At 64.3% G+C, this 22,034-nt stretch carries 11 protein-coding genes; 7 read left to right on the forward strand and 4 right to left on the reverse strand.

Going from position 1 to position 22,034, the window contains the following annotated elements; translation table 11 throughout:
• Positions 1-34: 34 nt before the first annotated feature.
• Together amn and E2H86_RS18100 are read left to right on the forward strand one after the other, a co-directional pair.
• Positions 35-1,498: an AMP nucleosidase gene (amn, locus tag E2H86_RS18095; protein ID WP_133330240.1), complete on the forward strand. Its 1,464-nt coding sequence runs from the start codon at positions 35-37 to the stop codon at positions 1,496-1,498.
• Positions 1,499-1,504: 6 nt separating this feature from the next.
• Complete coding sequence (locus E2H86_RS18100) at positions 1,505-2,134, forward strand: pseudouridine synthase (RefSeq protein ID WP_133330242.1); 630 nt, start codon at positions 1,505-1,507, stop codon at positions 2,132-2,134.
• 15 nt (positions 2,135-2,149) lie between these two features.
• Here E2H86_RS18100 and E2H86_RS18105 read toward each other — a convergent pair whose 3' ends face one another.
• Complete coding sequence (locus E2H86_RS18105) at positions 2,150-2,353, reverse strand: DUF2788 domain-containing protein (RefSeq protein WP_133330244.1); 204 nt, start codon at positions 2,351-2,353, stop codon at positions 2,150-2,152.
• A gap of 18 nt (positions 2,354-2,371) precedes the next feature.
• Positions 2,372-2,848, reverse strand: a complete 477-nt coding sequence (locus tag E2H86_RS18110) for an Lrp/AsnC family transcriptional regulator (RefSeq protein WP_003249795.1) — start codon at positions 2,846-2,848, stop codon at positions 2,372-2,374.
• Positions 2,849-3,243: 395 nt separating this feature from the next.
• Between E2H86_RS18110 and E2H86_RS18115 the strand changes: the two genes are divergently transcribed.
• Positions 3,244-4,068, forward strand: a complete 825-nt coding sequence (locus tag E2H86_RS18115; protein ID WP_133330246.1) for a DUF6515 family protein — start codon at positions 3,244-3,246, stop codon at positions 4,066-4,068.
• Positions 4,069-4,080: 12 nt separating this feature from the next.
• Here E2H86_RS18115 and E2H86_RS18120 read toward each other — a convergent pair whose 3' ends face one another.
• The gene (locus E2H86_RS18120) at positions 4,081-4,950 is read right to left on the reverse strand and encodes a cation diffusion facilitator family transporter (protein ID WP_133330248.1); all 870 of its coding nucleotides are present in this window, start codon (positions 4,948-4,950) and stop codon (positions 4,081-4,083) included.
• 23 nt (positions 4,951-4,973) lie between these two features.
• Positions 4,974-5,393, reverse strand: coding sequence for a polyribonucleotide nucleotidyltransferase (locus tag E2H86_RS18125; protein WP_133330250.1), 420 nt, complete (start codon positions 5,391-5,393; stop codon positions 4,974-4,976).
• Between the two features lie 117 nt (positions 5,394-5,510).
• Between E2H86_RS18125 and hrpB the strand changes: the two genes are divergently transcribed.
• From hrpB to E2H86_RS18145, 4 genes are all read left to right on the forward strand, one after another.
• A complete protein-coding gene (hrpB, locus tag E2H86_RS18130; protein ID WP_133330252.1) occupies positions 5,511-8,039 on the forward strand; it encodes an ATP-dependent helicase HrpB in 2,529 nt (842 codons plus the stop codon).
• A 166-nt stretch (positions 8,040-8,205) separates the two neighbouring features.
• A complete protein-coding gene (locus E2H86_RS18135) occupies positions 8,206-9,888 on the forward strand; it encodes a ShlB/FhaC/HecB family hemolysin secretion/activation protein (RefSeq protein ID WP_243744077.1) in 1,683 nt (560 codons plus the stop codon).
• A gap of 24 nt (positions 9,889-9,912) precedes the next feature.
• Complete coding sequence (locus E2H86_RS18140) at positions 9,913-21,441, forward strand: two-partner secretion domain-containing protein (RefSeq protein WP_133330256.1); 11,529 nt, start codon at positions 9,913-9,915, stop codon at positions 21,439-21,441.
• Positions 21,438-21,728: a hypothetical protein gene (locus E2H86_RS18145; protein WP_133330258.1), complete on the forward strand. Its 291-nt coding sequence runs from the start codon at positions 21,438-21,440 to the stop codon at positions 21,726-21,728. Before E2H86_RS18140 ends, E2H86_RS18145 begins: the two co-directional genes overlap by 4 nt.
• Positions 21,729-22,034 lie beyond the last annotated feature (306 nt).

A 22,034-nucleotide genomic window follows, 5' to 3' on the forward strand; every position in this document is an offset into this window, starting at 1 on the left:
ATGTTTCCATGCATGCCCAGACAGGAAGCCCAGTGTGAGCCAAGCGTTTATCGTCGTTGATACCCCAGAACAGGCCGTCGATCGTCTGGCGGCCCTGCATGAACAGGCCACCGGAGCCCTCAGCCAAGCCCTCAAGCGTTATCTGAAGGACCGTACCGAACCGGACGCCGATGCGCGTGCGCTGTTCCGCTACCCGGCGCTGCGCCTGACCTACTTCAGCCACGGTGAGGTGGCTGCCACCACCCGGGCCTATGCCAAGGTGCAGGTCGCCGGGACTTACAGCGTGACCGTCACTCAGCCGGCGGCGTTCCGGGGCTATCTGCTGGAGCAGCTGCGGCCGCTGATGCACGACTACACCGTCACCGTCGAAGTCGGCGTCAGCGAACAGAACATTCCATACCCCTACGTCGTCGACCAGGGTGACGAACTGGCCGGCAGCGGCATCACCGCCGCCCAGCTGGCGAGGGTGTTCCCCAGCACCGACCTGTCGGCGGCCACCGACAACATCGCCGACGGCCTGTACGACTGGGAAAAGGCCGAGAGCCTGCCCCTGGCGCTGTTCGATGCCGCTCGCGTGGACTTCTCGCTGCGTCGCCTGGTGCATTACACCGGCAGCGACTGGCGGCACATGCAGCCGTGGATCCTGCTGACCAACTATCACCGTTATGTCGACCAGTTCATCGCCCATGGCCTGGAGCAGCTGCGTGACGACCCGCGTTTCGTGCGCATGGTGCTACCGGGCAACGTGATCATCGAAAAAGCCATGGACAATGGCGAAGCCCAGGCCTTGGTGGCCAGCGTGGTATGGCACCGTTACCAGATGCCGGCGTATCACCTGATCGCCGCCGACGGCGACGGCATCACCCTGGTCAACATCGGCGTCGGCCCGTCCAACGCCAAGAACATCACCGACCACCTGGCGGTACTGCGTCCGCACTGCTGGTTGATGATCGGCCACTGCGGCGGCCTGCGTCAGTCGCAGACCATCGGCGACTACGTGCTGGCCCATGCCTACATGCGCCGCGACGGTATTCTTGACCGTGTGGTGCCGCCGAACATTCCGATCCCGGCCCTGGCCGAGGTGCAGCTGGCATTGCAGGAAGCGGCCGCGCAAGTGACCGGCGAACGAGGCGAGCAGTTGAAGAAACGCCTGCGCACCGGCACCGTGCTGACCTACGACGACCGCAACTGGGAGCTGCGCTGGGCCCAGGAGCGGCCATTGATCAACCTCTCGCGTGCCGTGGCCGTGGACATGGAAAGCGGCACCATCGCCGCCCAGGGCTACCGTCTACGGGTGCCTTACGGCACTTTGCTGTGCGTTTCCGACAAGCCGCTGCACAGCGAAATCAAGCTGCCCGGTTCAGCCAATGCGTTCTATAACCGTGCGGTCAGCCAGCACCTGAAGATCGGCATCGCGGCCCTCGACCTGCTGCGTACCGAGCTCAATTCGTTGCACTCGCGTAAACTGCGCAGCTTCGATGAACCGCCGTTCCGCTGAGGATCCATGTCCCTGCCTCCCCGTAACAAGCCGCGCCGTCTTCAGGCGCGGCCTTCTGGCCCGCGCCGCCAGGCCAAGGCGCCGCCGGCCGAACCACGCCTGATCCTGTTCAACAAGCCGTTCGATGTGCTCACCCAGTTCAGCGACGGTGAAGGGCGCGCCACGCTCAAGGACTACATCGACATCCCAGGCGTGTACCCGGCGGGACGTCTGGACCGTGACAGCGAAGGTCTGCTGCTGTTGACCAATGATGGCACCCTGCAGGCGCGCATCGCCGACCCCAAGCACAAGCTGGCCAAGACCTACTGGGTTCAGGTCGAAGGTCAAGCGAGCGACGAGCAATTGCAGCGCCTGCGCGACGGCGTTGAGCTCAACGACGGCCCCACCTTGCCGGCCGAGGCGCGACGCCTGGACGAACCGCAGCTATGGCCGCGCAATCCGCCGGTGCGGTTTCGCAAGAGCGTGCCGACCAGCTGGCTGGAGCTGGTGATTCGTGAAGGGCGCAACCGCCAGGTGCGGCGCATGACGGCGGCGGTCGGGTTGCCGACGCTGCGGCTGGTGCGTGTGCGGATTGGCAAGTGGGCGTTGGAGGGGTTGGAGCAGGGCTGCTGGCGTGAGGTCGAGGCTCGGCTGTAGGTCGGTGGTCATTCGCTAGACCCCTTCGAGAAACGCCACCACCACGCTCTTGATGATGAAGGCCAGCACCCCCAGTCCCAGCACGAAGAACAGAATCAACGTGCCGAAGCGCCCGGCTTTGGACTTCTTCGCCAGGTCCCAGACAATGAAGCCCATGAAACCGATGAGGATCGTCACCAGGACGATCATCATCCACTCTTCGAATACGGCGGGATCCATCGATGTTCTCCTGGGCGATCAACGCAGGTGGGTCAGGGGGAGTTCGGTGCTGGCCAATACCTGGTTGAGCACGAAGCTCGAACGCACGCTGGTCACGCCTTCGATGCGGGTCAGGCTGCCGAGCAGCAGTTTCTGGTAGTGGTCCATGTCCGGCACCACCACTTTCAGCTGATAGTCGGCATCCATCCCGGTCACCAGGCTGCATTCGAGGACCTGCGGCAGGTTGCGGATGGCCGCCTCGAAGGTTTCGAAGCGCTCTGGAGTGTGGCGGTCCATACCGATCAACACATAGGCCGTCAGGCTCAGGCCGAGCTTCTTGCGGTCGAGCAGGGCGACCTGGCGCGAGATGTAGCCGTCGTCTTCCAGTTGCTTGACCCGACGAGAGCAGGGTGACGGCGACAGCCCGATGCGCTCGGCCAGCTCCTGGTTGGAGATGCGGGCGTCGCGCTGCAGTTCGGCGAGAATGCTCAGGTCGTAGCGGTCAAGTTTGCTCATGGAAAAGGCCTTTTCTGTTCGGATTGCGTCGAATTATCAATCCAGGGTGAAAAATTGCGCAAGTGCTATTTATCCGTGCAATCTTCGCAATCCGCTGCTGGAGCTCATCCCGTATCTTTTTACCTACAGAATCACTGCCCGGACAACAGTCCAAGGCGACGCGCCCCAAGCGGGCGGTCGCGGCCAGCCATCCAACAGGATCCGCCTGGCCCCCGGGCTACGCACCGTCCAGAAGACGGCGCGAGGTGAGCCGACGCCACAAGTGTCGAGCACGGACGACAATTCCCAAAGGGAGGCCCAACGGCCTCCCTTTTTTAATGCCGCGAATTTCATCTGGGCCACGCCTGGGGGCAGGGTAAACTGGCGTCATGCCGTTGATTACCGAGAGGAACACCATGAAGTCGCGCATCTGGCAGTTGGCAGGTGTTGGTTTGCTTGGCCTGGCGGTCAGCCTGGGAGCCCAGGCCGAAGGCCCGGGGGAGGGGCATGCCGGCGCAGGCCCGCAAGGCGCTTACGACAACGGCGGCGGGCGGGCACTGAATTCGCGCGACGAAGTCCGTCAGACCCAGCCTGCGCGGCAAGGGTATTACCAGGATATCCCGCACCGTCGCGGTGACGGCCATTGGCAAGGCGGGCAGCGCCCCGGCGGCGACTGGCAGGGCCGTCCCGATGGCCATGGCAATGGCTGGGGACCTGGACCGCAGTACCGACCAGGGCAACAGGTCGACCGATTCCCGGACCGCTACTGGAAGGTGCCGTATCGCGGCGAGGATTATTTCTATTCCGGTGGCTACTGGTACCGCCCCCATGGCGGCGGCTACCGGGTGGTGACGCCGCCCTACGGCGTGCGAGTGGGCTACCTGCCGCCCTACGCGCGTGAGGTCTGGCTGGGCGGTGCGTTGTTCTTCCTGGTGGCCGACACGTACTACCAGTACCTGGCCGACAGCCAGGAGTACGTCGTGGTCAGCCCGCCGGCGCAAGTGCCCGCACCGGTGGTGGCGGCACCGGCGGCCAGCGGCTACGACGTGGTGGCCTATCCCATGTACGGCCAGGGCCAGGAGCAACAGGACCAGGACCGCTACCAGTGCCACCGCTGGGCGGTCAGCCAGTCCGGGTTCGACCCGGCCACGGCGACCTATGCGCCTCCGGCCAATGTCGCCGACAATTACCGACGAGCCCTGGGAGCCTGTTTCGGCGGGCGGGGGTATAGCGTCAACTGAGGCCGGGCACGCTCACACCGGATCGGCATGCACCATCACATCCGCTCGCGGATAACGCTGGCGGATCACCTCCGAGGCGCGCACGCACAAGGTATGCGCTTCATGCAGCGGCAACTGCCCAGGCAACTCCAGATGCAACTGGACGAACCACTGGTTGCCCGACACCCGTGTGCGCAGGTCATGCACGCCCTTCACCCCAGGAATGTCCAACACCAGCCCGACCATCTCCTCGCCGATGTCCCCTGGCAGTTCCTTGTCCATCAGGATAGACGTGCTCTCCTGGGCGATCTGCAGCGCGCTCCAGAGGATGTACAGGGCGATGCCCAGACCGAACAGCGCGTCCAGCTGTGGCCAGCCGAAACGCGCCAGCAGCAGGGCGAGCAGGATGCTGCCGTTGAGCAGCAGGTCGGAGCGATAGTGCAGCGAATCGGCGCGCACGGCGGTCGAGCCGGTGAGGCGGATGACCTTGCGCTGCAAGGCCAGCAGGGCGATGGTCAGCACCAGTGACAGCAGCATCACGCCGATGCCGATGGCCGTGTCGCCCAAGGGTTTGGGCGCTTGCAGGCGGTCGATCGCCTGCAGGCCGATGAGTACCGCGCTGACCCCGATGAACAGCGCCTGGGCCATGCCAGCCAGAGCCTCGGCTTTGCCGTGGCCGAAGCGGTGGTCATCATCGGCCGGGCGCAGGGCGTAGTGCACGGCCAGCAGGTTGAGGAACGACGCCACCGCATCCAGGGCCGAGTCGGTCAGCCCAGCGAGCAGGCTGACCGAGCCGCTCAACCACCACGCCAGCGCCTTGCCGACCACCAGAATGACGGCCACCGACAGTGAAGCGCGGGTGGCCAGGCGCAGCAGGCGCTGATGTTCGCTCGAGGTGATCATGCGTGGGCTGGCGTCCTCGTGGTTCAGGCGGCTGGGACCAGGCCGTAGGCAGCCAGTTGCTCGACGCTGCCGCGGTGCTGGATCAGGCGCGGGTCGTTGAGCGGTAGGCGCTGGCCCAGTTCGCTTTCCAGAATGGCCTGCAGCTTGACGTTGTCAACCTTGCCGTCCGCGTTCACCGCATCGCGCAGCTTGACCGGATCGACCTGGGCGGTGCGCCCGCCTGGGTAGTAGATGGCGCCGGTGGCGAAGTCGATGCCGAAAGCGATCAGGCCGGGGATCACGTAGAACAGGATGCCGATGGCGTCCATTGCAGCGACCACGGGGTCGATCTTGCCGCCGATCTGGCCGCGGCGGTCGGGATAGAAAATCGTGCCGCAGGCCGTCAGCTGGGTCAGCAGGGTGACGATGAGGGCGCCACCGATGACGCGGGATGGGATGCGCATGTAGATCTCCGAAATAGATGTTCAGCAGGGCAAGCGAAGCGCCAGCACCTGAAGCTAAGACCATGATAGGGCAGGCTCGGTTCGCCGTTATACTCGCCGCACTGTTCGAGGACCACCATGATTTCATTACCGATCGATGCTGTCTTGCCCGCCCTGCGCCAGGCCCTGGAAAACCGCGACGAAGCCGTGCTCGAGGCGCCGCCCGGCGCCGGCAAGACCACCCGCGTGCCGCTGGCGCTGCTGGATGCGTCCTGGCTGGCCGGGCAGACCATTCTCATGCTCGAACCGCGCCGGCTCGCCGCCCGCGCCGCCGCCGAACGACTGGCCAGCGAGCTGGGTGAAAAGGTCGGTGAGACGGTGGGCTATCGCATCCGCCTGGACAGCAAGGTCGGGCCGAATACCCGCATCGAAGTGGTCACCGAGGGCATCCTCACCCGCCGCCTGCAGGCCGACCCGGCGCTCGAAGGCGTGGGGTTGGTGATCTTCGATGAGTTTCACGAGCGCAGTCTGGACGCCGACCTGGCCCTGGCGCTGAGCCTCAATGGCCGCGAGCTGTTGCGCGACGACCCGCCGCTGAAGATCTTGCTGATGTCGGCGACCCTGGAGGGCGAGCGCTTGTCGCGGTTACTCGACGAGGCGCCAGTGATCAGCAGCGAAGGGCGCATGCACCCGGTGGATATCCGCTGGGGGCGCCCGTTCCAGCCAGGCGAGTTCATCGAGCCGCGGGTCGTCGACAGCGTGCTCCAGGCCCTGGCCGAGCAACCCGGCAGCGTGCTGGTGTTCCTGCCCGGTCAAGCCGAGATCCGTCGCGTCCACCAGAGCCTGCAGGAGGCGCTCGGTCAGCGCGAGGACATCCTGCTGTGCCCGCTGCACGGCGAGCTCGACCTGAATGCCCAGCGCGCCGCCATCGACCCGCCGCCCAAGGGCCTGCGCAAGGTGGTGCTGGCGACCAACATCGCCGAGACCAGCCTGACCATCGATGGCGTGCGCGTGGTGATCGACGCAGGTCTGGCCCGGGTACCGCGTTTCGACCCCGGTAGTGGCATGACCCGGCTGGACACGCAACGTATCTCACGCGCCAGCGCCACCCAGCGTGCCGGCCGCGCTGGCCGCCTGGAGCCCGGCGTGTGTTACCGGCTGTGGTCCGAGGCCCAGCATGAGCAGTTGGCCGCCCATGGCAGCGCAGAAATCCTCCAGGCCGATTTGGCTGGCCTGGCTTTGCAACTGGCGCGCTGGGGCGTCGCCCCCGACCAGTTGCGCTGGCTCGACCAGCCGCCCACTGCCGCCTACGGCCAAGCCCAGGACCTGCTGGCGCGGCTCGGGGCGTTCAAGCCGGGCAGCCGTGACCAGCTCGGCGAGCATGGCCAGGCCATGGCCGAACTGCCGGCGCATCCGCGCATCGCCCATCTGTTGTTACGAGGCCAGGACCTGGGCCTGGCGAACATGGCCTGCGATGTCGCCGCCTTGCTCGGCGAGCGCGATATCCTGCGTGGTGGCGGTGCCGACCTGCACACTCGGCTGGCGCTGGTCAGCGGCGAGAGCAAGGCCAGCCGAGGCGGGCAGGGCGGTGTGCAACGAGCCCGGCAACTGGCGCGCCAATACCGCGGGCTGCTGCGCGGCAAGGCACGGGCCGCGGTTACCGACCCCGATCATCCACGCTGGTTGGGGGCCTTGCTGGCCCTGGCCTACCCAGACCGCGTCGCCCAGCAGCGCCGCGAAGGGGGGGCCGAGTACCGCCTGGCCAATGGCCGGGCGGCGTTGTTCGCCGAGGTCGATGCGCTGATGAAATGTCCCTGGCTGGTGATCGCCGACCTGGGCAGCCGCCAGGGCCAGCGCGAAGAGCGGATTTACCTCGCTGCCGAATTCGATCCGAGCCTGCTCGACGATGTGCTCGCCGAGCAGGTCGAGCGCGTCGATATCCTCGACTGGGACGAGCGCGAGCAGGTGCTGCGTGCCGAACGCCAGACCAAGGTCGGCGAACTGGTCCTCAGCCGCGAACCACTGCCGGGCCTCGACGACGAGGCACGGGCCAAGGCGCTGCTCGGCCTGGTGCGGCGCAAAGGCCTGAATCTGCTGACCTGGACCCCTGAACTGCGCCAATGGCAGGCGCGGGTCGCGCTGCTGCGCCAGCTCGACCTGGACAAGGACGGCCACAGCCAATGGCCCGACCTTGGCGACGAGGCCCTGTTGGCGAGCCTGGAAGACTGGTTGCAGCCTTACCTGGGCAAGGTTTCGCGGCTGAGCCATTTCGCCGCCCTGGACCTGCCGTCGATGCTGCGCAACCTGCTGCCTTGGCCCTTGCCGCAGCGCTTGGACGAGTGGGCGCCGACTCACTTGACGGTGCCGTCCGGCTCGAACATCCGCCTGGACTACAGCGAAAACCCACCGATCCTTGCCGTGCGCCTACAAGAGCTGTTTGGTCTGGCCGACACCCCGCGCATCGCCCAAGGTCGCCAGCAGGTCAAGTTGCACCTGCTGTCGCCGGCGCGGCGACCGGTGCAGGTGACCCAGGACCTGGCCAACTTCTGGCGCACCACCTATGCCGAGGTGAAGAAGGATCTCAAAGGCCGCTATCCCAAGCATTACTGGCCCGAAGATCCATTGATCGCCGAAGCCACCGCGCGGGCCAAGCCGCGGGGGACCTGATTGCAAGCGCGGGGGCTAAGCATATACCGCAGATCGGTGAGTGATTGACGTCAAAATAATGGCCACCTAACATCACCGGCTTTTTGCCGTATTACCCGGTTTCGAAGGATCGAACATGTTTTTCCCCTCCTTGCGCCTGCGCGCCAAAGACTGGCTCGTGTACGCCATGCTGGTCGCTGTTTCTCCCGTTGCCGCGGGTGCTTCCCTCGGCACGCCGGGTGATCAGGATCTGATCCGCGATCGCCAAAACCGCCTGCTGGAAGAGCAGCAACGGCGCCTGGAGCAACTCAAGGCGTTGCCCGGTAAAGAAGCCGAAACGGTGGCGCCGGCGAAACCCAGCGATAGCCGCTGCTTCCCGATCGACGAGATCGTGCTCGATGGCGCCGATGCGCTTTCCTCCTCGGAGCGTGAGCGCCTGCTCGAACCTTACCTGGGCCAATGCCTGGGTGTCGTGCAGCTCAACGCACTGCTCAAGGACATCACCGATCGCTACATCGCCAAAGGCCTGGTCACCAGCCGTGCCTACCTGCCCCAGCAGGACCTGTCCAGTGGCCACCTGAAGGTCATCGTGGTGGAGGGGCGACTAGAGGGGCTCAGGCCCGCTGACGGCAGCAAACTGTCGGCCCGCGAACTGGACATGAGCTTCCCGGGTCGCGCTGGCGATCTTTTGAATCTGCGCCAGATCGAACAAATGGTCGACCAGCTCAACCGCCTGCCGTCCAATCAGGCGCAAATGGAGCTGACCCCAGGCAAGGCCGTGGGAGGCAGCGAAGTGGTGGTGCGCAACACCCCGCAAAAGCCCTGGCGTGTGGGGCTGTCGCGCAGCAACGACGGCCAGCGCAGCACCGGTGAACAGCAGTGGGGCAGCAGCTTGGAGTGGGACAGCCCGTTGGGTCTGGCCGACCAGCTGATGCTGCGTGGCAGCCACGATGCCATCAGCGACCACCAGAAGACCTCGCGCAGCGCCATGCTCTATTACAACCTGCCGTTCGGCTGGTGGAACCTCAGCTACAGCTACAGCCAGAACGAGTACCGCGCACTGGGCGAGGGGCAGGGTTTCACCTTCAAGCAGACCGGTGACAGCCAGAGCCACCAACTGCGCCTGGAACGTGTGATCCACCGCGATGCCCTGAGCAAGACTTCCCTCAACACTGGCCTGAGCTACCTGCGCACCAACAACTTCATCGAAGACAGCAAGGTGGACGTCAACAGCAACCGCTTGAGTGAAGCGCAGTTCGGTATCAACCACGGGCGGCGTATCGGCAACGCGTTCGTCAACTTCGACCTGGGCATGCAGGAAGGCATTGGCGCCTTCGATGCCCAGCGTGAAAAACAGCGCGACGACAAAACTGGCGAGCGCCTGGCCAACGCCCGCTACCGCAAGTACACCGCCACGGTCAGCTACCTGCAGCCGCTCCAGCTCTGGGGCGAGTCGCTGCTGTTCAGCAGCCTGGTCACCGGCCAGCGCAGCGAGGACCCACTGTTCAGCTCGCAGCGCATGAGCCTGGGCAGCCAATCGTCGATCCGCGGTTACAAGGACCAAAGCCTCAATGGCGACAGCGGCTACTACTGGCGCAACGACCTGCGCTGGAGCCGGCAGGTGGCCTGGGATTGGCTGCGCCCGACGCTGACCGAGTATGGCCTGGGACTGGCCTACGACGTCGGCGCCATTCGCCATGATCGCTACAACAGCGGGCAGAGCGGGCGGCTGTCCAGCGATGCCATCGAACTGTTCGCCCGTGGCAAGAACCTGGCCGCCAGCGTGACCTTCGCCCACTCCCTCGAACGGACGAGCGCCATCGAGCAGTCAGAGGCTCCGATTTACTTCCGCCTGGACTTCTACCTCTAATTTTCGACTTTTCCGAGTACCGACATGGACGTTCGTCAATTCGCCTTCCTGGCCCGTCAGCCTTCGGCTGCCCTGCAACCCCGCCAGACCTTCTGGGGCCTGTCCAAGCGCGGCTTGGCATTCATGCTGGCCAACATGATGTTCTGGCATCCGCTGGTGGCCATGGCCGACGGCATCAAGGTCAACGGCAGCGGCACCACCGTCGGCCAGGCAGGCAATGGCGTGCCCATCGTCAATATCGCCAAGCCCAATGGTTCCGGGCTGTCGCACAACAAATTCAGCGACTACAACGTCGGCCAGCAGGGCGTGATCCTCAACAACGCCACCGAGCGCACTCAGTCAACGCAGCTGGGCGGGATCATCATCGGTAACAGCAACCTGGGCGGGCGTGCGGCGAGCACCATCCTCAACGAGGTCAACGGTGGCAACCCGAGCCAGTTGAAGGGCTATACCGAGGTGGCGGGCAAGTCGGCCCACGTCATCGTCGCCAACCCCTATGGCGTCACCTGCAATGGCTGCTGCTTCATCAACACGCCCAAGGCCACGCTCACCACCGGCAAGCCGGTCATCGAAAATGGCCAGTTGCAGCGCTACCAGGTGGAGCAGGGCAGCGTCGCCATCGAGGGTGCGGGGCTCAACGCCAACAATGTCGATCAGTTCGAGATCATCACCCGCAGTGCCAAGATCAACGCCGAGATCCAGGCCCGCAACCTGGCGGTGGTGGCCGGCAGCAACGATGTCGATGCACGCACGCTGGCCGCCACCCCGCGTGCTGGCGATCCCTCCCAGGCACCGCAGTTGGCCATCGATTCCTCGGCCTTGGGCGGCATGTACGCCAACACTATCAAGTTGGTGGGCACCGAGGCCGGTGTCGGGGTGAAGCTCGACGGCAAACTCATCGCCAGCGGTGGCGATATCCAGCTCGATGCCAACGGCCAGTTGCGCATGGCCGAAGCCACTGCAACCAAGGGCTCGGTCGCGATCAATGCTGGCCAGCTCGATGCCCAAGGGGCGGTGTATGCCGGCAATGAACTGAAGGTGCGCACCCGCGGTGACCTGAACAACCGCCAGACCCTCGCAGCCGGCCAGCGCATCAACCTCGACAGCGGTGGGCGCCTGAGCAACCAGGGCATCATCGAAGCGGGCATCAACGCCGACAACAGCCGCAATACCACGGGCGACGTACGCCTGAATGCCCAGCACGTCGATAACCAGGGCAACACCGTGGTGACCAGTCGTGACCTGAACGTCACAGCGCAGCAAACCTTGAACAACCAAGGCGGCACCCTCAGTGCCAAGCGGCAACTGACGGCCAGCGCCAACACCCTCGACAACCGCAACGCCGGCAGGCTGCTCAGCGGCGGCCAAGCCGACCTTGCTGGCGCCCGCCTGCTCAACGGCCAGGGCGGGCTGATTGACGGCGCGACCGTGGTCAACGCCAAGGTCGGCCAGTTGGACAACGCTGCCGGGACCGTGCGCGCCGGCCAGCACCTTGGCCTGACGGCCAGTGGCGCTGTGGATAACCGCGCTGGCCAGCTCACCAGCCTCAAGACGCTGGATCTCAAGGCCGGCCAGGTGAGCAACGGCGATGCCGGGCGTATCGCCAGCAACCAGGCACTCACCGCCAATGTCACGGGGCTCGACCAGAGCAACGGTGGTCGCCTGACCAGCGTCAGCGAACTGAGCCTGACACTGAACAAAGGCCATCTGAACAACCAGGGCGGCCTGATCAATGCGCCGCGGCTGACGCTGAATGAACTCGACAGCGTGGATAACCGCCAGGGAGAGATCTCCAGCGCCCAAGCATTCGTGCTGATCGCACGAAGCCTCGACAACAGCCTCGGCAAGCTGCTGGGCAACCAGAGCCTGACCCTGCATCTGGATCAGGCGCTGAACAACGAAGGCGGGGTGATTTCCGCGACCGGGCTCGATGTGCGTGCCGCGAGCCTGGACAATCGCCAGCAAGGTCTGCTCAGCAGCCTGGCAGACCTCAGCTACAACGGTACGCAGTTGGACAACCGTGGCGGCCTGCTCAGTGCCGGCGGCCCGGTTCGTCTGCAAGCCGACAGCCTGGACAACAGCGGCGGGCGGATTTCCAGCCAGCGTGCGCTGGTGGCCGAGCTTGGTCGGATCATCAACCAGGGTGGCGAGCTGGTAGCCCAAGGTGACCTGCTGCTCACCGGCACCCACCTGGACAACCGTGGCAACGGCCTGGTCGGTGGCACCAGCGCGTTGCAACTGAACGTGGCCGAAGTCGACAACCGTGGCGGGGAAATCTCCACCAGCAAAGGCCTGACCCTGCAAGGCAGCCGACTGGACAACAGCGACAGCGGCAAGGTCCTGGCCGGCACCGCGCTGCAAATACAGGTCGCCGAGGTGCTCAACCATAACCTCGGCCTGCTCTCTGCCACAGGGCCGATGAGCATCGTCGGTCAGCGACTGGACAACCAGCAGGGGCGCCTGGTCAGTGGCGAGGATCTGGATATTCGCCTGGGCGGCGGGCTGGCCAACCTTCAGGGGCTGATCAGTGCCGAAGGGCACCTCACTGCCAATCTCGGTCGCTTGGACAATCTCCAGGGCGGCCAACTGGTCAGTGGCGAGGGTCTTGAGCTGACGGCGGGTCAGGTCAACAACGGCCAGGGCAGTCGTATCGCCAGTGAAAAGGCACTGGTCGCCAGCGTCTCCGGCCTGACCCAGGATGGCGGCGAACTGTTCAGCAAAGCTGCGTTGACCCTCGACCTGAACCACGGCGTGTTGAGCAACCGCCAGGGCCTGATCAACGGGCCGCTGCTGGTGCTGAAAAATCTCGCTGAAGTCGACAACCAGCAAGGTGAGATATCCAGTGACCAGAGCTTCACCTTAGCGGCGCGCAGCCTGGATAACCGCAACGGTCGACTGATCGCCGGACAGGGCCTGACCCTGCGCATCGACCAGCTGCTGAACAATCTCAAGGGGCTGGTCTCGGCCGATGCCCTGGATCTGCACGGCGCCAGCTTGGACAACCGCCAGGGCCTGATCAGCAGTCGCGCCGACCAGGTACTGGTCGTCGCTGGCGAATTGCTCAACCAGGGCGGCACGCTGATCGCTGATCGACGCCTGGACGTCCGCGCCGGCAGCCTGGTCAACCAGCAGGGGCAGGTCTCTGCCGGCACCGAGTTGAGCGCGCAGGTCGGCAACCTCGACAACCAGGCCGGTGTGCTGGTCTCAACCGGGGCCGTGGCACTCAGCGGTGACACCCTCGACAATCGTCAGGGCGGCCTGGTAGGCGCCACCCACAACCTCGATCTGCAGTTCGCAGCGGTGGACAACCGCGCTGGCGAGCTGTCGAGCAAGGCTGACGTCACCTTGGGCGGTACTCGCCTGGACAACAGTGATGCCGGCAAGGTACTCGCCGACGGTTCGTTGCAGATGGCCGTCGCCGAGGTGATCAACCGCAGCAAGGGGGTGCTCTCTGGTCAGGCCGGTCTGCGCATGCGCGGTGACAGCCTGGACAACACCGGCGGCCTGCTGCTCAGCCAGCACGCCATCGACACCAGGCTGCAAGGCAAGCTCGACAACCGCCAGGGCCTGATCAGTGCCGAGGGCACTCTGAGCCTGGCGAGCGGCGAACTCGACAACCGCGCCGGCAGTGTGTCCAGCGCAGGTGTGTTGACCCTCGAGCACACCGGCAACCTGCTCAACCAGGGCGGTGAACTGGTCACCGATGCCGCGCTGCACTTGCGCGCGGCCCAGGTCGCCAACACCGACCAGGGCATCATCAGCGCCAAAGGGCTGGCCAGCATCGAGGCCAGCAGCCTCGACAACAGCCGCAAAGGCCGGATCGACAGTGGCGCCAGCCTCGACCTGGCCACCGGTCAGCTGAGCAATCGCGACGGCGGACGCATCGCCAGTGACGGCGCGCTCGCGGTCAATGCCACTGGCCTGGACCAGCAAGGTGGGCAGCTGTTCAGCAACAGCGCATTGACCTTGGACTTGAACCACGGCCTGCTGGATAACCGTCAGGGCCTGATCAATGCCCCGCTGCTGGTGCTCGACAACCTCGGTGAAGTGAACAACCAGGGCGGCGAGATCTCCTCGGCCCAGGCCTTCACCCTGGCTGCCCGCAGCCTCGACAACGGCAGCGGCAAGGTACTGAGCAACCAGTCGCTGACCCTGCGCATCGCCCAGGCCTTGAACACCATCAAAGGCCTGGTCGCCGCCGAAAGTCTCGATATTCACGCTGCCAGCCTGGACAACAGCGGCGGCACGCTGAGCAGCCGTGGCGGCCTCGACCTGCAGGTGCTCGACCGCCTGAACAATGGCCAGCAAGGCCTGATCAACGCCGCAGGCCTGCTGGATATCGCTGCCCGCTCCGTGGACAACCAGGCAGGCTCGCTGTTGGGCAACACCATTCGCTTCGACTTCGGCAGTGCCACAGGCGACCTGAACAACGACGGCGGCCTGATCACGACCGCTGGCGCATTGACCTTCGATCATCTACGCGACCTCAGCAACCGCAGCGGTGAAATCTCCACCCAGCAAAGCCTCGACCTGTCTGGCCGTGACCTGGACAACAGTGCCGGCAAACTGATCAGCAGCGGGCAGTTGCATGTCACTGCCCAGCGCCTGCTCAACCAGGGCGGTCTGGTTTCGGGCTGGCAAGGCCTGGGCGCCGACCTGGGCAGCCTCGACAACCGCAACCAAGGTACCTTGTCCAGCCGCAGCGGCGCGCTTGATGTACAGGTCAGCGGCGAGCTGCAGAACAGCGCCGGTGGCGCGTTGGTCAGCCAGCAGGCCCTGAGTGTGTCGGCGGCGAACCTGGACAACAGTGGTGCCGGCATCCTGTCCAGTGCGGGCGGACAGCGCCTGATCATCCGTGGCTTGCTGAACAACGGCCAAGGCGGCCTGATCGACAGTGGCGCGGCCCTGACCCTTAACGCCATGGCCCTGGGCAATGGCGCCGGCAGCATCAGCGCCCAGCAGGCCCTGGAGGTGAATGCCAATAGCCTGGACAACAGCGCCGGCAGCCTGATCGGCAACGCCGCCGTGACCCTGAAGCTGCTCGGCGCCCTGACCAACGTCAACGGCAAGCTGGCCAGCGCCGGCCCGCTGCGTATCGACGCCACCCAGGTCGGTAACCAGGGCGGCCAGATCGCCAGCCAAGGCTTGCTGAGCCTGTTCGCCAGCAGCCTGGACAACCGCAATCGCGGCACCGTCGCGGCTAACCAGCAACTGACCCTGGCGGTTGACGGCGAACTGCACAACAGCGCCGATGGCCTGATCTACAGCCAGAACGGCGGCCTCGACGTGCGCGCCGCCAGCCTGGGCAACGCCAAGGGCACCCTGCAGAGTCAGGGTGCCTTGGTGCTGGTGACCGGTGATATCGACAACCAGAGTGGCCGCCTCCTTGCCGACGCCGGCGACCTCGGCGTCACGGCCGGCAACCTGGACAACCGCGGCGGCGTGCTGTCGAGCCTGCAAGGAACGCTCAACGCCGACCTGCGCGGCGTGCTGAAGAACGGCTACGACCTGAACAACAACCGCCAAGGGGGTATCACCCAGGCGCAGTCCCTCACCCTCAAGGCACTGGCGGGGATCGACAACTACGGTGGGCGGATCTCCGCGCAGGCCGGCGACGCCCTGGTCACCACCGCCGACTTCGACAACCGCAACGGCGGCTTGTACGCCCAGGGCCTGGTCAAGGTCAGCGGCGGCAGCTTCGACAACAGCGGCGACAACGATGGCCAGATCGCCGGCCAACGCATCGACCTCGACCTCAGCGGCGCACTGAACAACCGCCTGGGCATCATCGAGAGCGACAGCACCCTGGCGATCAGCGCAGCCAGCCTCGACAACCAGACCGGCCAACTGCGTGCCTTGGGCAGCGGTGGCACCACGCGGTTGCAGATCGGTGGCCAGTTCGACAACCGCAACGGCACCCTGGAAACGGCCAACAGCGATCTCTCCCTGGGTGTCGGCAGTTTCCTCAATGGTGGCGGCAACCTGCTGCACGTCGGCAACGGCAACTTCGCCATCAGCACCGCCAACGTCACCGGCGCCGGCGGCAGCATCGTCACCCGCGGCGCCCTGACCCTCAACGCCTCCAGCTGGAGCAACAGCAACGTCATCCAGGCCGGGCGCCTGAGCGTCAATGTCGGCGACTTCAGCCAGACCGCCAGCGGACAGTTACTGGCCAGCGAGGGGCTGGTGGGCAGCGGCGGCAACTGGAGCAATGACGGCCTGATCGCCAGCGATGGCAGCCTGAGCCTCGATCTGACCGGCACCTACACCGGCAATGGTCGCCTGAGCAGCCGCGGCACCCTCGGCCTGGGTGCCGGGCAGGTGAATCTCGGCAGCACGGGCAGCATTGCCGGTGGCGGCGCCACCCGCGTTACCGTGGCGGGGCAGTTGAGCAATGCTGGTCGGTTGACCTCGGCTGCCGGGCTCACCCTCGGCGCCGGCGGCGTCAGCAACCAGGGCACCCTGGGGGCGGGCGAGGCACTGACCTTGACCACCGGCGCTCTGCTCAACAGCGACGGCGGTCTGATCTTCAGTGGCCAGGACATGGGCTTGCGGGTCGCCAGCCTGACCAACAGCTATGCCGACGTTTACAGCCTGGGTCGCCTCAGCATCGACCGCGATGGCCTGGGCGCCCTGGCCAACAGCATCGTCAACAGTTCCGGTTCGCTGCAGAGCGACCTGTCCATGAGCCTGGCGGCCAGCACCATTCAAAACGTGCGTGCGGTGCTGCAGACCGATGACAAAGGCCTCTACACCGCCCGCGTCGGCGAAGTCGCCTGTATCGAGGGCTACAACGCCGGCGACTGCAGCGGCAAGCGCAACCACGTCTGGGAAATCGTCCAGCGCGACAAGTTCGAAGTCATCGACGCCAGTGCCGCCTCCAGCATCACCACCGGCGGCAACCTGACCATCCACGGCGGTGACCTGCTCAACAGCAGCAGCACCATCGGCGCTGGCGGCAACCTGGTGGCCACGGTCGACAACCTGACCAACACCGGCGTGGAGACCGGCGAGACCGAGACCACCCGCATCGTGCGCTCGCAGCGCACCAACAATGCAGGGTCGCTGTATCAGCTCGCCAGCTCGATCACCAACAAGTACTGGTTCGAGAGCGCGGGCTACGACCCCGCGAACCTGGGTGGGCTGGAAGCCGACCTGGCCCAGTTCATCGGCAAGACCGAAGCCGAATTGGTAAGCCTTGGCAGCACCCGCAAACTGTCCTCGGGTGACCAGCGCTATGCCGCCGTCATGCAGGCCAATGGCGCAGTGAGCATCACTGCCGGCAATGGCATCGACAACAGTGTAGTGCGCCCGGGCTATGCCTACATCGGCAGTGGTGCGCGCACCGATACCACGGCGCCTGGCACCGCGTTCTCCACCCGTATCACCCTCAACCAGCAGCTGCCCCCGGACCTCGCCCAACAGCAAGTCAACCCGCTGGCGCTCCCAGGCTTCAGCCTGCCCACCGGCCAGAACGGGCTGTTCCGCCTCAGCAGCGAGGCGGGCAGCACTTCTGCCAGCGGCCCGCAGAGTTGGAGCATCGGCGGCGCAAGCCTGGGGCTGGCACAACGTCAGCAACCCCTGCCGCTGGTGGAGGGGCGCGACATTCGTGCCGCCGACGCCAGCCTGGCGACCGCCAGCAGTACCGCATTGAGCACCGCCGAGCGTGCCCAGGCAGCTAGCGCCGGCCCCGCCAGCGCAGTCGACACCCGCCTGGGCGTGGAGGACAGCATCACCCAGGCGACCGTGCTCAATGGCCAGGGCCCGCTCACCATCGAGCGGGTGCAAGGCCTGCCGGACAGCAACGTACGCAGCAACCCGCACAAGTACCTGATCGAAACCAACCCGGTGCTCACCGACCTCAAGCAGTTCATGAGCTCCGACTACCTGTTGGAGAACCTCGGTTACGACCCCGACGACAGCGCCAAGCGCCTGGGCGACGGCTTTTACGAACAGAAGCTGATCCAGCAAGCCGTGCTCGCCCGCACCGGCCAACGCTTCATCGATGGCCAGAGCAGCGACGAGCAGTTGTTCAAGTACCTGATGGACAACGCCATCCAGAGCAAGCAACAGCTCGACCTGGCCGTGGGCGTGAGCCTGACCTCCGAGCAGGTCGCCGCCCTGACCCACGACATCGTCTGGCTGGAAACCGCCGAGGTGAACGGCGAGCAAGTGCTGGTGCCGGTGCTCTACCTGGCCCACGGCACCGACCGCCTGGCGCCCAACGGCGCGTTGATCGCCGGCAACGACGTCAGCCTGATCGCCGGCCAGAACCTCGACAACGTCGGCACCCTGCGCGCCAGCAACAACCTCTCGGCCCAGGCCGGCAACGACCTGATCAACAGCGGCCTGGTGCAAGCCGGCAACCGCCTCGACCTGCTGGCCGGCAACGACCTGGTGAACAAGGCCGGCGGCATCATCGCCGGGCGCGACGTGAGCCTGACAGCCGTGCAGGACGTGATCAACGAACGCACCCTGACCTCGCACCAGAGCAGCAACGGCAGCTACGCCCAGCAGCGCGACTTCGTCGACACCGCTTCCCGGGTGGAAGCGGCGAACGATCTGGTGATCAAGGCCGGGCGTGACCTGGACAACAACGGCGGGGTGCTCAGCAGCGGTGCCGACACCACCCTGCAGGCCGGGCGCGATGTGAAGCTGACCTCGGTCGAGCAGGTGGTGATCAATGACCGCGGCGTGCGCCATACCGACAGCAGCGTGACCCAGAACGGCTCAAGTGTGCAGGCGGGGCGGGACCTGACGGTGAGTGCGGGGCGCGATGTCAGTGCGGTGGCCAGTGCGATTGAGGCCAAGCGGGATGTGGTGATGTCGGCGACGGAAAACATCAATCTGGTGTCCGCAGCGGATGAAACCCATTCGGCGAGCAAGACCAAGAAGGTCACGAGTCAGGAAGACCACGTCAGCCAGGTAGCGACCACCGTCACCGCTGGCGGTGATGTGGTGTTGGCATCCGGTGCTGACCTCAATCTGGTTTCAAGTCGCGTCACTGCTGGGGATGAGGCCTATCTGGTGGCGGATGGGCAGTTGAACCTGCTGGCGCAGCAAGACAGCGACTACTCGCTGTACGACATGAAGAAAAAGGGCGACTGGGGGAGCAAGAAGACCCAGCGTGATGAGGTTACCCAGTTAACCCACGTGGGAAGTGAAGTCCACGCGGGCGGCAACCTGACGCTCAAGAGCGAGGGCGATCAGACCTACCAGGTCGCCAAGCTGGAGAGTGGCAAGGACCTGACCCTGGAGAGTGGTGGGGGGATCACCTTCGAAGGGATGAAAGACCTGCATCAGGAAAGCCATGAGAAGTCCAAAGGTGACCTTGCCTGGAACAGCATGAAAGGCAAGGGCAGCACCGACGAGACCCTGAGGCAGAGTCAGTTGCTTGCTCAGGGGGCGCTGACGATCAAGGCGGTGGAAGGGCTGAAGGTCGACCTGAAGCATATCGATCAGAAGACCGTGAGCCAGACCATTGATGCGATGGTGGAGGCGGATCCTCAACTCGCTTGGTTGAAAGACGCTGAGGCCCGCGGTGATGTGGATTGGCGCAGAGTGCAGGAAGTCCACGATAGCTGGAAGTACAGCCACTCTGGGTTGGGGGCTGGGGCTCAGATAGTGATTGCGATCGTCGTCACCTATCTTACAGCCGGGGCGGCAAGTGCTGCCCTGGGAACCGCCGCTGGCGCTACTGCAGGGTCAGGTACGGCAATGGCCGCCTCGGGGACTGCATCTCTATCCGCGATTGCAGGCGGGGCGACAGCCGGCTCGACGGTTGCGGCTGGCTGGGCCAACGTTGCGCTGACCGCCGTAGCGTCGGGGGCGGCCAGCACCGCGACGATCAGTACGATCAATAACCGAGGCAACCTGGGCTTGGTCGTCAAGGATGTGACATCCAGTGATGCCCTGCGTGGGTATGCGGTCTCCGGTATCACGGCAGGCCTGACCACCGGAGTGTTCGACGGTTGGACCAACACCACCACCAACGTCGAAGGTGCCCTTCCTAACGCGGGTAAGGTGGTAGCCGAAGGAGGTCTTTCCAGCCTGCAGGGCATTGGCCGATTCGGTGTCAACCAATTGCTGCAGAACGGCACCTCCACGGTGTTGGACAAGGCGCTGGGCGGTGATAGCCAGTTCGATAACGCGCTGCGCAGCAGTTTGGCGAATACCTTTGCGGCGGCGGGGTTCAACTGGGTTGGTGATGTCGGCAAGCAGTTCGGCTTGGCGGATGGCGGTGCCGCCAAGATTGGTTTGCATGCGGTGATGGGCGGACTGGCAGCCGAAGCGAGTGGTGGTGATTTCAAGTCAGGCGCGCTCGCGGCCGGTCTGAATGAAGCGGTAGTGGATGAGTTGGCCAAGCAGTACGAGAGCATGCCGCTGGAGCAGAAGCAAAAGCTGCTGGCCATGAATTCCCAGTTGATCGGCGCATTCGCGGCAGCAGCGGGAGGGGGCGATGGCAAGGATTTGCAAACCGGCGCTTGGGCCGCACAGAACAGTACGCTGTACAACCGCCAGCTTCACCCGAACGAGGTCGAGTTTGCCAGTGACAAGGATCGGGTGAGGCGGTTCGCCGCTGAAAACGGGTTGACCGAGGACCAGGCACAACAGGAACTGCTGCGTACAGCCGCAGCCATGGTGGATCGCGGCTGGAATAGCGTGCTCACTGATGGGAACACCGTTCGAGCTGCGGATTATCTGCGAACGGAGTTGAGCCAGTTCAAGGACGACACGCTGTTCCAAGTCTCGTTGGCAGACTACAACAACGAGCGGGTTGGGTTGATCGAGCTCTTCCAAGACAAGACTGCCTTGAAAAAGATGCTCGATAACGTCGCACTGGTCGACCCTCTGGACTATCGGACTGACGTGAAGTACATGCGTGAGGTCCTCAATGCTAAGGGGCAGGGGAGCCAGGAAGGGCTTGCGTCAGCGTTGGAAGGTATGGCGAGTGGTCCGTCCAAAGCTGTGCTCTGGGCTATAGGCGCAGCGAATTGCCCGAGTTGTGCTGCAAATGATGTGGCAGATGCCTGGAATGCCGCTTTGGAGCTACCGACGGAGCTGCGGCTGAAGGGGTATCTGGATAATCTGCATATAATGCAGGGTAGTGGGGCTGAGGTTATACAGTCTGAGTCGGCTTCGTCTACGGAGCTTGGGGTAGGAATAGGGGTTGCGATTGGTGGGGGGCTTGGAGGGGGGAAGACTGCTTTACCTGGTGCAAAAGGGGGAGATAAAATTCTGTGGGGCTCTTGGAAGGATTATCTCAAGGTCTCAGAGGGAGGAAAGACATATGCTCAAATCGGAGATCGCCTATATACAGAGCACGCAGTTAATCGCATGCAGCCATCTGGCTTGGGTGCACCTGCTGGAGAAAAAGTGCCGGGTAGGAACGTGTCGCCAAATCTCGTTGATGATGTAATCCGTTCAGGGCAACCAGTGCATACCGTTGTTGATGGGGTTCCTCGGACGGTTTACTGGAGTGGAAATGTCGGGGTGGTAACTGAGAACTCAGGAAAGCTCGTGGTTACTATTCTTCGTAGGGCTAGCGAATGAATGACTGGTTATACCCTAAAGCAGTTGAAGCTGTTGAGCGCGCGTGCTCTTTATTTCTGAGCGGTGAACTAGCCGCGGGCGACCTGCAAACCGCTTTGTACAAGGCAGAGCAGGAGATTGTCGCATACGAGGAACGATGGCTTAGGTCTTTGCTATGCGATGCTGAAAATAGAATTGAAGAAATTACTTATACGGAGTCATCTGAACGACACTTCGAGTTAATTCTCCTAGTTGTTCAGCAACTGCTTGTAAGCATGCAGCGTGGCTATTCACCCCATACGCAGTGACTCAAAAGGAATGGGGGCGGATTCAAAGGAATGGGGACAGATTTATTTCCGTTAGACGAATAAAATTGGTCTGCCCCTATTTGGGTCATTAAATGGGAAAAGGGGACAGATTTATTTTTAGGCTGTGGCGCTTCCCCGGTGTCAGGATAACGGGGAAGCTGTCAGGCAGGCCCTGATTTCACCAGATCGGCCTGATGGAGCGTGACTGACAATTCGATCACGCCCCATCGAGGTCATGCGTAATATTGTCCCCGAAGCCGCGACGGCAGCATCCCCTGTTCGATCTCATCCATTAGCGTCTTGACC

The sequence above is a fragment of the Pseudomonas putida genome (assembly GCF_004357765.1).
Lineage (GTDB): Bacteria > Pseudomonadota > Gammaproteobacteria > Pseudomonadales > Pseudomonadaceae > Aquipseudomonas > Aquipseudomonas putida_U.